The organism is Leifsonia sp. RCC_180, from assembly GCF_058138205.1.
This window is the reverse complement of sequence record NZ_CP200340.1, coordinates 2,054,803-2,068,071: the sequence shown is the minus strand read 5'-3', so window position 1 is coordinate 2,068,071 and position 13,269 is coordinate 2,054,803. Positions and strand designations below refer to the sequence as shown.

Sequence of the window (13,269 nt, the reverse complement as noted above, 5' to 3'; positions counted from 1 at the left end):
TCGTGCTCGTCCGGCCGGTGGTCAGCGGCCGCCGATACGATCGAGGAATGAGCTTCACCGACGGCTGGATCCCCGATGACCGGGACGCGCCTCCTCTCGACGAGGAGCCGCCGCTGCCCGAGTTCGGCGACCCGTACGCCGGGCCTTCCCGGGCCGCCGGCCCTGCGGTTGGTGCGGCGACGCCCGCCCAGCCGATGGCGTCCGCAGAGCCTGCGGTCACGCCCGCGCGGTTCGGCTCGGCAGCCGAGGCACTGAAGACGGTCTTCGGGTACGACGAGTTCCGCGGGCAGCAGCAGGCAGTCATCGAGCGGGTGGCGGCCGGGGGCGATGCGGTCGTCCTCATGCCGACCGGCGCGGGCAAGAGCCTCTGCTACCAGATCCCGTCGCTGCTTCGCGAGGGCACAGGGGTCGTTGTCTCGCCGCTGATCGCCCTGATGCAGGACCAGGTGGATGCGCTGACCGCGGTCGGCGTGCGTGCCGCGTTCCTCAACTCCACGCAGGATGGCGCGGCGCGGAGCGCGGTCGAGCGGGCGTACCTCGCGGGCGAGCTCGACATCCTCTACGTGGCACCCGAGCGGCTGTCGTCGGAGGCGACCAAGCGGTTCCTGGAGCGCGGGCGCGTCGCGCTCTTCGCCATCGACGAGGCGCACTGCGTCTCGCAGTGGGGGCACGACTTCCGTCCCGACTACCTCGCGCTGTCCGAGCTGGCCGACCGTTGGCCCGACGTCCCGCGCATCGCGCTCACGGCGACGGCCACCGAAGCGACCCACCGCGAGCTCACTGCGCGGCTGCGGCTGGAGGGTGCCGAGCACTTCGTCTCCGACTTCGACCGTCCCAACATCCAATACCGGATCGTTCCGAAGGCCGAGCCGCGGAAGCAGCTGCTCGACTTCATCACCAGCGAGCACCCGGGGGATGCCGGAATCGTCTACGCCCTCTCGCGGGCGTCGGTGGAGAAGACGGCGGAGTTCCTGTCGGCCCGGGGTCTCACGGCGCTCCCGTACCACGCAGGGCTCGAAGCGACACAGCGCGCGGCGACGCAGTCGCGCTTCCTGCGCGAGGAGGGCGTGATCGTCGTCGCCACCATCGCGTTCGGCATGGGCATCGACAAGCCGGATGTGCGCTTCGTCGCCCACATCGACCTCCCGAAGTCCGTCGAGGGGTATTACCAGGAGACTGGCCGCGCGGGTCGCGACGGGCTGCCGTCGACCGCCTGGCTCGCCTACGGCCTGCAGGATGTGGTGCAGCAGCGGCGGATGATCGACGACTCCCCGGGCGACCTGGCACACCGGCGGCGCCTGACGCAGCATCTGGATGCGATGCTCGCGCTCTGTGAGACCGTCCAGTGCCGTCGGGTCAACCTGCTCGGCTACTTCGGTCAGGCCTCCACCCCCTGCGGCAACTGCGACACCTGCCTCACCCCGCCAGAGAGCTGGGACGGCACCGTCCCGGCGCAGAAGCTCCTCTCGACGGTGGTGCGACTCCAGCGCGAGCGCAACCAGCGGTTCGGCGCGGGGCACCTGGTCGACATCCTGCGCGGCAAGCGCACCCCGAGGGTCGAGCAGTACGGTCACGATGGGCTGACCACCTGGGGCATCGGCGACGACCTGAGCGAGAGCCAGTGGCGCGGCGTTGTGCGTCAGCTGATTGCGCAGGAGTTGCTGAAGCCGGAGGGGGAGTACGGCGTGCTGACGATCACCCCCGCGAGCGCCGAAGTGCTCACGGGCGGCCGGACGGTGGTGCTCCGGCGCGAGCCCGACAGGCCGGAACGCAGTCTGCGCTCGACGCGCAGCACGGCGGCGGCCGACCTGGCCCCGGCCGACCAGCCGCTCTTCGAGGCGCTGCGCAGCTGGCGAGCGGCGCAGGCGCGCGAGCAGGGCGTCCCCGCGTACATCGTCTTCGGCGATGCGACGCTGCGCGCCGTCGCCTCCGCCCGTCCCGCCTCGCTCGCCGACCTCGACGGCATCTCGGGGATCGGCGCCAAGAAGCGCGAGGCGTACGGCGAAGCGCTCCTGGGCGTCGTGGCCTCCGCCACCGCCGCCGTCTGACGCCCCGCCCCGCCCCGCCTCCCTCTGCCCCGGCCTCCGTCTGCCCCCGGCCTCCGTCTGCCCCCGCCTCCGCCCGGTCGCTCCGGCTATCGAAGGAGATCCGGGCCTCGAACCGCCCGAATCTCCTTCAGTACTGCCAATCGAAGGAGATTCGGGACAGTTTCTCCGACGTTGGCGGCCGGGGCGGGTCGGAGATCTGGAGCGGTTTCTCCGACGCAAGCAGGCCGTCCCGAAATGGCGAAGGGCCCGGCCGCACACGCGACCGGGCCCTCGTCGGACTCAGGCCGAGCGGCGGCGGGCGACGCCCCGCGCCAGGAGGAGGCCGCTGCCGACCGCTCCGAGGAGGAGCGCGGCGCCCAGCGGCACGGTCACATCCGATCCCGTCGAGGCCAGGCCGGCCCTCTCCCCGTTCGCGGCGGCGATCGCGGTGACCGTGAGGGCGACCGTGGCCGTCGCGCCGGACGTCCGTCCGAGCAGCACCAGCGCGTGTGCACCGGCGGGCACCGTCGATGGGATGGTGACCGTCGCGGTCACCGCGCCTGTCGGGCCGGCCGTCACCACGGCCAGCAGCACCGGGTCGGAGTGCAGCCAGATCTCCACCTGCTCGCCTGCGGCGAACCCGGTCGCCGAGACGGTGACCGTGCCGCCGAGCCCGACCGACCTCGCTGACACCTGTGCGGTCGGCGCTGCCGGCGAGCCCCCGCCGCCATTGCCGCCGCCGCCGGTACCCCCACCGTTGCCGCCGCCACCGGTGCCCCCACCGTTTCCGCCACCACCGTTCCCACCGCCGGGAAGCACCGTGCACGCGACCGTTCCCTGGCGCAGCGCGTGCCCTCCGTCGGCTGTGTCATCCGCCCAGATCGCGGGCTTCAGCCCGTTCACGCACTCGGCCTGCGGCGCAACCGTGAAGCCCTCGTTGTTGTAGTCGGGCATCCCGCTCGGCCGCGCGAAAGCCTGCGCGACCTGGAACGTCCCGGCATTTGCGCCCGAGGGCGTGACGGTCAAGAGCTCGTGCTGTCCGTGGCAGGTGTCGTCGCAGACCGCCCAGATCGCCTGGCGCTCGGTGTCGAACTGCAGGTCCATCACTCCGGGCATCCCGGTCGAGATGGTCGCGACGCGGGTGTACGAGCCGGATGCATCGAGCGCGTACGCGTACACGTTCCCGTTGGCCTCGAGCCCGGCGAAGAACAGTCCGTCGCCGTGACCGGGATAAGTGGCGGGGTCGTAGGCGTGGCCTGTCTTCTGGTCCACGAAGCCGTGGGCGGTGAGGTACGCGTCCGGAACCCACGTGACCGCCTCGAGCCCGAGGTTCGGGCCGACCACGGGAAGGTCGGTGGTGAGGTTCCAGTCGGCCGTCGCCGTCAGCGAGGTTCCGGCCTGTGCGGGGTCGAAGCGCAGGATGGCCGGGCGGCTGACCGTGTTCGCGGAGTTGTTGCGCTCGGTGGAGACGTAGATCCCGCCGCTCGGACCGGCGCCCGTGATGGTGACGCCCTCGGAGTCGGGGTCGCCCGTCCCGTCGGTGTAGTGCAGCGCCTTGCCGGAGGACCAGCCGTTCGCCGTGTCCGGCGTCCAGACGGTGCCGTTCCACAGCAGGCGGTACAGCGTCCCCGGTCCGTTCTTCACGGCCCAGAGCACGCCGGTCGCGGCGGTGCCGGAGGGCTCGTAGTACAGGCCGCTCAGGTTGCCGCCGAGCACGTTCGCGTCGTCGACGGTGCGGATGTCGGTGCCGCCCGGCCAGGTCCCCAGCTGGATGTCGCCCGGGCATGCGTTCGGAGCGTTCTTCGTGGACGCGCTGGTGGTCGCGAAGGCACCGGTGCCGTTCGGGCACCGGCCGTAGGTGGTGGTCGCGTGGGCCGTCCAGGCGTAGGAGTCGACCAGCGTGGTGCCGTCGGGCGCGAAGAGTCGAGCCTGGTCGGCGCTCCCCAGCCCGAACAAGGCGGAGACGTCGGCGGTGTAGTAGCCGCCCGCCGCGACCGAGGTGCCGGCCGGGATGACGAACGCGTCGGCATCCTTGTCGTCGCGCAGGATGTACCCGCTGAGGTCGGCCGCCGCGCTCCCGTTGTTGATGAGCTCGATCCAGTCGGACGCGTCGCCGTCCGACTCCACCTCGTTGATCTTCACCTGCACGGCCGGGACGCTGCAGTCGTTGACGGCCCCCTGCGTGGAGGAGGTCGTGTTGCGGAACGCGCCGGTGCCGTCGGGGCAGCGGCCGTACGTGACGGCGGCGTGCGAGGTCCACGAGTAGGTGTCGACGAGGGTGGCGGCCGGGTCGTACAGGCGGGCGGAGTCGCCGCTGCCGAGGCCGAAGCCGAGCGTGCTCTCGTCGATGACGAAGTATCCACCGGCGGGGATGATCGAGCCGGCGGGCAGCGGAACCCGCGTGTGGGTGTCGTCGTTGTCGAGGACCGACCAGCCGGCCAGGTCGGCAGCGCTGGCGCCGGTGTTCTTCAGCTCCACCCAGTCCGGGCCGCCGTTCGGTGCGCTCGACTCGACCTCGTTGATCACGATCGAGGGGTCGGCGGCGGCGGCGGCAGTGGCGGCGGTGGCAGCAGTGGTGTCGGCGGTCGCGGCAGTCGCCGGGACGGCCGCAGCGAGGCCAGCGGTGGCGCACAGGCCGACGGCCGCGAGGGCCGCCCAGGTCCGTGGACGCGCGGTCGAGTGGATGCGCAAGCGTGTTCTCCTTCGGGTGGAAGCGCCGGTGTCGCCTCAGCGGACACCGAGACGAGGCTCAGCCGCAGCATCCGGCACCCGGGCGAAGCGAGGGTGAACGCCGGGCGACGCGCAGGTGACCTGCCGCGGGCGACGGTTCCGTGGTCGTGAAGACTCTGCCCCCTTTGCAGGCGCGCAACGGCGGCGTACCGTCCGTCGTTCCGGCGGGGGACCAGGGAATCTTTTCCGGCCGCCCGGCGTTATGACATTGAACGATTACTGCGGCGATCTCGAAGGAGGAACGGTAGATGGCACGAATGATCGAAGAGCTCGAGGATGAGACCGGCGCCGTCATCAAGTACAAGCGTCACGCGAACGGCAGGGGACTCGTCTCGCCGACCGCGCGAGTGGCCGAGTCGGCCTACATCGAGCCGACCGCGTACGTGGAGGCCGACGCGCGCGTCGGCATGGAGGCGTACATCGGCGCCGGAAGCTGGATCGACAAGCGCGCGACGGTAGGCGACCGCGCCTTCGTCGGCGCGAACGTCCACGTCGGCGCGGGATGCGTCGTCGGCAGCGGTGTGAAGCTCGGCAGCGGTGTGAAGCTCGGCGAGAACGCCATGGTCGGCAACGGTGCGCGCGTCGAGCGCGACACCCAGGTGCCCGCCGGCGCCGTCATCGAGCTGCGCGGAGCGGCGGCCGCCCGTGCGGCCCTGACCACCCCGCTGCGTCCGCCCCGCCCGCAGCAGCGCGACACTCGCGCTCCGCGGACGTCGCGCCGCGCGGCCTAGCGGCTGCAACGCTGCCACCAGCGAAGCGAAAGCGTCGCCCCGACCTCCGGGGCGGCGCTTTTTCGCGCGTTCCGGCCGACGGCGGCGTTGTGCGCGATGTCACGCCCCAGGGCACCGCATTTGGAGGTTCCCACAAACAGAAGGTCGGGCGTCCGACCCGCCCTTTGTAGGCGGCGCACCGACGTTTTCCGGTTCCCTAGGGCCGGGTCGTAGCGTGGCGGCATTCCACGATTTTCGTTAGGAGAGGTCATGGTCGACACTGCCGAACGCGTCCCCAGCGCGACCCCCGCATCCACCTCCGCCGCTTCCCCCGCGCCCGCATCCACTCGGACGACTCCGCCCGCCGGCGCAGCGCCGCGCGTCGACGTGGAGGCGCTCGGCCGTCAGCTGCTCGGCGACTGGGCCGAGGCTCGCCTCGCCTCGCGGGAGCTCTCCTCGCGTCCTGAGATGCAAAAGCAGGAGGGGCTGTCGGTCGCCGACCACCGCACGCGCGTGTTCGGGCAGCTGAAACTGCTGGTGGAGAACGGCCAGGTGCACCGCGCCTTCCCGAAGTCGGTGGGCGGCCAGGAGGACAACGGCGGCAACATCGCCGCGTTCGAGGAGCTGGTGGCAGCCGACCCGTCGGTGCAGATCAAGTCGGGCGTGCAGTGGGGCCTGTTCGGCTCCGCGGTGATGCACCTCGGCACCGAGCGCCACCACCAGAAGTACCTCCCCGCGATCATGTCGCTGGAGGTTCCCGGCGCTTTCGCCATGACGGAGACGGGGCACGGTTCCGACGTCGCGAGCGTCGGCACGACCGCGACGTACGACCCGGAGACGCAGGAGTTCGTCATCGACACTCCGTTCCGTGGAGCCTGGAAGGACTACCTCGGCAACGCGGCGGTCGACGCCACGGCAGCCGTGGTCTTCGCCCAACTGATCACGAAGAACGTCAACCACGGCGTGCACGCCTTCTACGTCCCGATCCGCGATGCGAACGGCGACTTCCTGCCCGGCATCGGCGGCGAGGACGACGGCCAGAAGGGTGGCCTGAACGGCATCGACAACGGCCGCCTGCACTTCACCGGCGTCCGCATCCCGCGCACGGACCTGCTCAACAAGTACGGGGATGTGGCGGAGGACGGCACCTACACCTCGCCGATCGAGAGCCCCGGCCGCCGCTTCTTCACGATGCTCGGGACGCTGGTGCAGGGTCGCGTGTCGCTCGACGGCTCCGCGGTGATCGCCTCCAAGATCGGCCTGAAGATCGCGATCACGTACGCGGACCAGCGCCGGCAGTTCACGGCGGGGAGCCCCACCGACGAGGAGGTCATCCTCGACTACCAGCGGCACCAGCGCAGGCTGCTGCCCCTGCTCGCCACCACGTACGCGGCGAGCTTCGCCCACGAGGTCTTCCTGCGCAAGTTCGACGACGTGTTCAGCGGCCGGACCGACACGGACACCGACCGGCAGGACCTCGAGACCATCGCTGCGGCGCTGAAGCCGCTCAGCACCTGGCACGCGCTCGACACGCTGCAGGAGGCGCGCGAGGCGTGCGGCGGCTCCGGGTTCCTCACCGAGAACCGGCTCACGTCGCTCCGCCAGGACCTCGACATCTGGGTCACCTTCGAGGGCGACAACAACGTCCTATTGCAGCTCGTCGCCAAGCGCCTGCTGACCGACTACAGCCGCAAGTTCGCCAAGGCGGACGCCGGCGCCCTCGCCCGGTACGTCGTCACCCAGGCGGCCGGGAAGGCGTACCACGGGTCGGGGCTGCGGAGTGTCGCCCAGACGGTCCGCGACTTCGGGTCGACCGCGCGTGCGGTCAACTGGCTGCAGGAGCCGGCGACGCAGCGCGAGCTGCTCACCGACCGGGTCGCGACGATGATCGCGCAGATCGCGGGCCGCCTCCGTCCCGCCTCGAAGCTGGGCAAGAAGGCCGCGGCCGACCTGTTCAACTCGCAGCAGAACGAGCTGATCGAGGCGGCGCGCGCCCACGCCGAACTGTTGCAGTGGGAGGCGTTCACCGACGCCCTGGAGCAGGCTCCCGACGCCGGCACGAAGCAGGTGCTCACGTGGCTGCGCGACCTGTTCGGCTTCGGCCTGATCGAGAAGCACCTCGCCTGGTACCTGATGAACGGACGCCTCTCGCCGCAGCGCGCGCAGGCCGTCGAGGCGTACATCGACCGGCTGCTGACGCGCATCCGTCCGCACGCCGTCGACCTGGTGGATGCGTTCGGCTACGGCCCGGAGCTCGTCCGGGCGAAGATCGCGTCCGGCGCGGAGGCGGAGCGTCAGGCCGAGGCCCGCGCGTACTACGCCGAGCGCCGCGCCGCCGGCACCCTCCCCGAGCAGGAGAAGTCCCAGAAGAAGCGCTAGATCAGTCCCAGGGCGCGGACGGCGTCGCGCTCGGCCACGAGCTCGGCGACGGAGGCGTCGATGCGCTCGCGCGAGAACGCGTCGATGGCGAGGTCCGGCACGATCTCCCACGAGCCGTCGGCCGAACGCACCGGGAACGACGACACCAGCCCCTCGGGCACCCCGTACGAGCCGTCCGAGACCACGCCCGCACTGGTCCAGCGGCCCCCGGTGCCGTTGATCCAGTCGTGCACGTGGTCGATGGCCGCGCTCGCCGCCGAGGCCGCCGAGGACGAGCCGCGAACCTCGATGATCTCTGCGCCGCGCTTGGCGACCCGCGGGATGTACTCCTCGGCCAGCCACCGCTCGTCCACCAGGTCAATGGCTGGGCGCCCATCCACCGTCGCATGCGTCAGGTCGGGATACTGGCTGGCCGAGTGGTTGCCCCACACGATGACCCCGCCGATCGAGCGCACGCGCACGTGCAGGTGACGCGCGAGCTGCGCGACGGCGCGGTTGTGGTCGAGGCGGGTCATCGCCGTGAACCGTTCCGGCGGAACGTCCGGTGCGTGCGCTGCGGCGATGAGCGCGTTGGTGTTGGCCGGGTTGCCGACGACGAGTACGCGCACATCGGATGCCGCACCCGCGTTGATCGCCTCGCCCTGCGGACCGAAGATGGCACCGTTGGCCTCCAGCAGGTCGCTGCGTTCCATCCCTGGTCCGCGCGGACGCGCCCCGACGAGCAGTGCGACGTTCACGCCGTCGAACGCGGCGCGGGCGTCGTCGGTCACATCGATGCCGTGGAGCAGCGGGTACGCGCCGTCCTCGAGCTCCAGCGCCGTGCCCTCCGCCGACCGAAGCCCGGCGGGGATCTCGAGCAGCCGGAGGTGGACGGGGGTGTCCCGCCCGAGCAGTTGTCCGGAGGCGATGCGGAAGAGCAGCGCGTAGCCGATCTGCCCGCCCGCGCCGGTCACGGTGACGTTCACAGGGGTGGTGGATGCGCTCACGCCGCCGAGCCTAGACCGCGCCGTCCGCCCGAGGACCACCCCGATCGCGGCGTACGGTGTGCGGCATGACGTTCGATCCGAATGCCGACATCAGCGGCGGCCGGGTGCGCCGCCGCGGCCGCACCGCAGGAATCGCGACCGGTGGGGTGGGGCTGGGCGCCGTCGCCATCTTCTTGGTCGCCCAGTTGCTCGGAGTGGACCTCACGGGCCTGGTCGGGGGACAGGACGCGAGCGGCAGCAGCCAGCAGATCGGCACGCGCGACCAGGCCGTGGACTGCAAGACCGGCGCCGAGGCGAACGCTAGCGTCGACTGCCGCATGCAGGGCGCAGCGGCGTCGCTGGAGACCTACTGGTCGAAGGAGCTCCCACAGCTCGGCGGTAACTACTCGTCGCCGGAGTTCGTGCTGTTCACCGACCAGACGGGCACGGCCTGCGGTTCGGCGACGAGCGCTGTCGGCCCGTTCTATTGCCCGCCCGACCGCACGCTGTACGTCGACACCGGCTTCTTCGACGAGCTGCGGTCCCGGTTCGGTGCGAGCGGCGGTCCGCTCGCGGAGATGTACGTGGTCGCGCACGAGTGGGGGCACCACATCCAGAACATCGGCGGGATCATGGAGCAGCACTCGGGTCGCGAGACCGGTCCGACCTCCGACAGCGTGCGCACCGAGCTTCAGGCCGACTGCTTCGCCGGCAGTTGGGCGGGGGCGGCATCCACGACGGCGGACGAGAACGGGCGGCCGTTCCTCGAGCCGATCACCGACGCGCAGATCAAAGATGCTCTGAGCGCCGCCGCCGCGGTCGGCGACGACCGCATCCAGCAGGCATCGACCGGCAGCGTCGACCCCGAAGGATGGACGCACGGGTCGGCCGAGCAGCGGCAGCGCTGGTTCACGACGGGCTACCGTCAGGGCGCCGGCGCGTGCGACACGTTCTCGGTCGCAGGCTCACGTCTGTGATGTCCGGCCCCGTCTGACGCTAGCCTCAACCCATGCGGACCCTGTATCCCGAGATCGAGCCCTACGACAGCGGCATGCTGGACGTGGGCGACGGCCAGCAGTTGTACTGGGAGACCAGCGGAAACCCGGAGGGGAAACCGGTCGTCTTCCTGCACGGCGGCCCGGGCGGCGCGACCGCCCCGGCGCACCGCCGGCTGTTCGATCCGGAGCGCTACCGCATCGTGCTGTTCGATCAGCGAATGTGCGGGCGCAGCCTCCCGCACGCCAGCGAGCCCGAGGCCGATCTGTCGGTGAACACGACGTGGCACCTGGTGGAGGACATCGAGCGTCTCCGCGAGCACCTGGGCGTGGAGCGCTGGCAGGTGTTCGGCGGTTCCTGGGGCAGCACGCTGGCGCTCGCCTACGCGGAGACGCACCCGGAGACGGTGACCGAGCTGGTGCTGCGCGGCATCTTCACGCTCCGGGCACAGGAGCTGGACTGGTTCTACGAGGGCGGCGCGTCCGCCCTCTTCCCCGACCTCTGGGAGGGCTTCCTGGAGCCGGTCCCCACGGAGGAGCGCTCGCACCTGATGCGCGCGTACCACCGGCTGCTGACCGACCCCGACCCCGCGGTGCACGAGCCGGCCGCGGTGGCCTGGTCGCGCTGGGAGTCCTCGACGATCACGCTGCTCCCTCGCCCTGACCTGGTGGAGACGTTCACGCAGGGCTCGTACGCTGTCGCGTTCGCGCGCATCGAGAACCACTTCTTCATCAACGGCGGCTGGTTCGAGGAGGGGCAGCTGATCCGTGATGCGCCCACGCTCGCCGGCATCCCGACGGTCATCGTGCAGGGGCGCTACGACGTCTGCACGCCGCCGATGACGGCCTGGGACCTCCACAGGGCGCTGCCGGAGGCGGAGCTGCGCATGATCCCGGATGCGGGGCACGCGTTCGACGAGCCGGGCATCCTGGATGCGCTGGTCGAGGCGACGGACCGGTTCGCCGAGTAGCCGTTCAGCCGGCGAGGACCGCGAGCTGGGGAGTACGGGCGTGAGTCATCGGCGGACTATCCGCCCGGGGTGAGGGTCACGTTCCCTGTGCCCGAATCGGAAACAGTGGCGGCAGCGATGCCGATTCCCAGTGCAATGACGATCGACAAACTGAGCACGATAATCGAGGTCGTCAGCAGCGCCACGGAACGAGGCCGTTGACGGGCCAAGCGCACGGATACCCAGACCAAGAGACCGACCGCACCGATGAGAGCAATTGGCGCGAACACGGCCATCCCGCTAACGACGACGGAGGCGACCAGTAGCCATCGGTCGGTTGCGCTACTACGGCTGTGAGGTTCGGCAGGCGCGGTCATGGCTAGATGTTCTTCAGGGTCGCACTGGTGAGCCTGGTGCCCTTGTACTGGAGCTGCTGCTGCTTGTTGGCCGAGAAGAAACTCCCCTTGAAGGCCAACGACATCCGGTAGTTGACCGTGCAGACACCCGTGCCGCCCGAGATGTAGTTGCTTTGGCTCGTACCGATGTTCCAGATTCCGGCTGCCCCGGTGAACCAGCCGGTGCACTCCAGGTTGCGGGTGACGGCAGTTGAGGTGGCTTCGAAGACGTATCGCATGGTGAAGGTGCCGGTGGTGATCCCGAACAGGCTCGCGTTCACCGGGTAAGTGGCGGTGTACCGAGGGTTGGATGCGACAGTCTGAATGTGGAGTCCGCTGGCAACGTTTGGTGCCGTCGGCTTCGCTGCAGCAGTCGCAATGCTTCGTGTTGCCCGCTTGGCCGAGGTGGCGTTCTCGGGCGCCAGCGCCGGTTCGGCGGCGGTTGCCGTGCCGGAGGTCAGTTTCGGCTCGCCGGCTGTGAGGTCGAGCACGGACAGCGGGTTCTCCTCGATCGCGTCCGCAAGCCGCTCCTGTTCAGCGTCGGGCAGCCGGTTGAACTTCTGCGTGAGCGCAGCGTCCGTGGCTTCGTTGACCTTCAGCGCTTCCACGAACTCGTCGAACACGACCTCAGCCGAGTCGGGTCCTTCATCGGCGTTCGCCGCGGCAACCCCAGCTCCGAGTGCCAAGGAGAGTGCGATACCGCTTGTGGCGGTCACTTTCGCCAGTCGGTGCATGTGGACATCTCCTTCGATTGTTGCGCCGCCGTATGGGCGGTAGACGGCAACGTATACGACATAGAAATGTCGGTATTTCAGGAGGCTTGCAGGACTATGAGGTAGCCGCGGCTGCGCATGATCCCGGATGCGGGGCACGCGTTCGACGAGCCGGGCATCCTGGATGCGCTGGTGGAGGCGACGGACCGGTTCGCCGAGTAGCCGTTCAGCCGGCGAGGACCGCGAGCGCCTTCCGTAGCTGGGTGGATGACGTGGTCATCGTGTAGGGGAAGTACACGACTTCGACGCCCACGGCCGCGAACTCGCGCTCGAGGCGGAGGCCCTTCTCGGTGCCGCGCCAGTCGTCGCCTTTGAAGAAGACGTCGAACTGCAGCTCCCGCCAGGTGTCCAGCTTGTCCGGGACCGTCTCGGCGACCGCCTCGTCGACGTACTCGATGCTGCTCACGATCTCGAGGCGCTCCGCCAGGGGGATGACCGGGCTGATGCCCTTGGTGAGCTCCAGCATCTCGTCGGAGACGACGCCCGCGATCAGGTAGTCGCACTGGCTCTTGGCGTGCTTCAGGATGTTCAGGTGTCCGATATGGAACAGATCGAACGCTCCTGCGGCGTAGCCGACACGTCGGGTCACGGGCTTCCCCCCTCGGGTTGAGTTATCCTCACCTATTCTGTCGGATTAGTGAGGATTTGTCACCACGAGGTTTCGGGGAACGTGCCGGCCGCCCGGAGCGGCCCGTCAGGCCGCCTGCGGCGCCCCCAAAAGAAGGGGCGCTATGCGTCCCACCAGGGGTTCTATCTGACCGAGCGCAGCGCGATAGGCGGCATCGCCCCGGCCGTACGGGTCGAGGATGTCGCCTTCGTCGTAGCCGCGCCGGGTCGCTGCGCCGAGCGAGCGGACGCGTAGCGCGGGCCGGTGCGCCGCCGCCCACGCCACCAGCTCCCGGAGCTCCAGGCCCGCCGGTGCGCCGGCGATCGCGTCCGCGAACTCGGTCATCGTGAACGCTCGCCGCACCAGCCGCGGCTCGTGCTCGGTGACCCACGCCAGATGCTGCTGCGTGGCCGTCAGAACGAGGTCCGCTTCGGCCAGAATCCCTCTGTTCGCCTGGCGAGCGGCGAAATCGGCGACGTCGATGCCGCGATCTTCCAGCAGCACGTCCATCGGGGGGTTCACCGGCCAGCCGACCTCGGCGTGCGTGCCGACGGATCGGACCTCGAACCGGCCGTCGGGGCGGAGCGCGTCGGCGAGCAGGAACTCCATCGCGGGTGATCGGCAGATGTTGCCGGTGCACACGGTGAGGATGCGGAAGGGGCCGGATTCGGGCATGGAACCATTCTCCCGGAAACCTCACAACCTCATCCGGGAGTTCGCCGCTGGGGCGCTGGGCCA

The 13,269-nt window shown here is 70.2% G+C and carries 11 protein-coding genes; 5 read left to right on the top strand and 6 right to left on the bottom strand.

Annotated features, from left to right (window positions below; all coding sequences use genetic code 11):
- Positions 1 to 47: 47 nt before the first annotated feature.
- On the top strand, positions 48 to 2,048 hold the full coding sequence (recQ, locus tag AB7E03_RS10205; RefSeq protein ID WP_489941303.1) for a DNA helicase RecQ: 2,001 nt from the start codon (positions 48 to 50) through the stop codon (positions 2,046 to 2,048).
- Between the two features lie 279 nt (positions 2,049 to 2,327).
- Here recQ and AB7E03_RS10200 read toward each other — a convergent pair whose 3' ends face one another.
- The gene (locus AB7E03_RS10200; RefSeq protein WP_489941302.1) at positions 2,328 to 4,718 is read right to left on the bottom strand and encodes a lamin tail domain-containing protein; all 2,391 of its coding nucleotides are present in this window, start codon (positions 4,716 to 4,718) and stop codon (positions 2,328 to 2,330) included.
- 287 nt (positions 4,719 to 5,005) lie between these two features.
- Here AB7E03_RS10200 and AB7E03_RS10195 point away from each other — a divergent pair, with 287 nt between their 5' ends.
- Positions 5,006 to 5,488: a DapH/DapD/GlmU-related protein gene (locus AB7E03_RS10195; protein ID WP_489941301.1), complete on the top strand. Its 483-nt coding sequence runs from the start codon at positions 5,006 to 5,008 to the stop codon at positions 5,486 to 5,488.
- A gap of 249 nt (positions 5,489 to 5,737) precedes the next feature.
- The gene (locus AB7E03_RS10190; RefSeq protein WP_489941300.1) at positions 5,738 to 7,846 is read left to right on the top strand and encodes an acyl-CoA dehydrogenase family protein; all 2,109 of its coding nucleotides are present in this window, start codon (positions 5,738 to 5,740) and stop codon (positions 7,844 to 7,846) included.
- Here AB7E03_RS10190 and AB7E03_RS10185 read toward each other — a convergent pair.
- Positions 7,843 to 8,832, bottom strand: coding sequence for a malate dehydrogenase (locus AB7E03_RS10185; protein WP_489941299.1), 990 nt, complete (start codon positions 8,830 to 8,832; stop codon positions 7,843 to 7,845). The two genes, AB7E03_RS10190 and AB7E03_RS10185, sit on opposite strands and share 4 nt — an antisense overlap.
- 65 nt (positions 8,833 to 8,897) lie before the next feature.
- Between AB7E03_RS10185 and ypfJ the strand changes: the two genes are divergently transcribed.
- Both ypfJ and pip read left to right on the top strand, forming a co-directional pair.
- On the top strand, positions 8,898 to 9,788 hold the full coding sequence (gene ypfJ, locus AB7E03_RS10180) for a KPN_02809 family neutral zinc metallopeptidase (RefSeq protein WP_489941298.1): 891 nt from the start codon (positions 8,898 to 8,900) through the stop codon (positions 9,786 to 9,788).
- Positions 9,789 to 9,820: 32 nt separating this feature from the next.
- Positions 9,821 to 10,777: a prolyl aminopeptidase gene (pip, locus tag AB7E03_RS10175; RefSeq protein ID WP_489941297.1), complete on the top strand. Its 957-nt coding sequence runs from the start codon at positions 9,821 to 9,823 to the stop codon at positions 10,775 to 10,777.
- A gap of 56 nt (positions 10,778 to 10,833) precedes the next feature.
- Here the strand turns inward: pip and AB7E03_RS10170 are convergent, their stop codons facing one another.
- From AB7E03_RS10170 to AB7E03_RS10155, 4 genes are all read right to left on the bottom strand, one after another.
- Positions 10,834 to 11,133 (bottom strand): hypothetical protein, encoded by a 300-nt coding sequence (locus AB7E03_RS10170; protein WP_489941296.1) that lies wholly within the window; start codon positions 11,131 to 11,133, stop codon positions 10,834 to 10,836.
- A gap of 2 nt (positions 11,134 to 11,135) precedes the next feature.
- On the bottom strand, positions 11,136 to 11,885 hold the full coding sequence (locus AB7E03_RS10165; RefSeq protein WP_489941295.1) for a hypothetical protein: 750 nt from the start codon (positions 11,883 to 11,885) through the stop codon (positions 11,136 to 11,138).
- A 205-nt stretch (positions 11,886 to 12,090) separates the two neighbouring features.
- On the bottom strand, positions 12,091 to 12,513 hold the full coding sequence (locus AB7E03_RS10160) for an FAD synthase family protein (protein WP_441780969.1): 423 nt from the start codon (positions 12,511 to 12,513) through the stop codon (positions 12,091 to 12,093).
- A 105-nt stretch (positions 12,514 to 12,618) separates the two neighbouring features.
- Positions 12,619 to 13,206 (bottom strand): arsenate reductase/protein-tyrosine-phosphatase family protein, encoded by a 588-nt coding sequence (locus tag AB7E03_RS10155; protein WP_489941294.1) that lies wholly within the window; start codon positions 13,204 to 13,206, stop codon positions 12,619 to 12,621.
- Positions 13,207 to 13,269 lie beyond the last annotated feature (63 nt).

Bases quoted from the DNA above. Each gene is read 5' to 3' on its own strand.
- AB7E03_RS10195 (WP_489941301.1), top strand. From the start codon at position 5,006: ATGGCACGAATGATCGAAGAGCTCGAGGATGAGACCGGCGCCGTCATC.
- AB7E03_RS10190 (WP_489941300.1), top strand. From the start codon at position 5,738: ATGGTCGACACTGCCGAACGCGTCCCCAGCGCGACCCCCGCATCCACC.
- AB7E03_RS10170 (WP_489941296.1), bottom strand. From the start codon at position 11,133: ATGACCGCGCCTGCCGAACCTCACAGCCGTAGTAGCGCAACCGACCGA.
- AB7E03_RS10165 (WP_489941295.1), bottom strand. From the start codon at position 11,885: ATGCACCGACTGGCGAAAGTGACCGCCACAAGCGGTATCGCACTCTCC.
- AB7E03_RS10155 (WP_489941294.1), bottom strand. From the start codon at position 13,206: ATGCCCGAATCCGGCCCCTTCCGCATCCTCACCGTGTGCACCGGCAAC.
- pip (WP_489941297.1), top strand. From the start codon at position 9,821: ATGCGGACCCTGTATCCCGAGATCGAGCCCTACGACAGCGGCATGCTG.
- recQ (WP_489941303.1), top strand. From the start codon at position 48: ATGAGCTTCACCGACGGCTGGATCCCCGATGACCGGGACGCGCCTCCT.
- ypfJ (WP_489941298.1), top strand. From the start codon at position 8,898: ATGACGTTCGATCCGAATGCCGACATCAGCGGCGGCCGGGTGCGCCGC.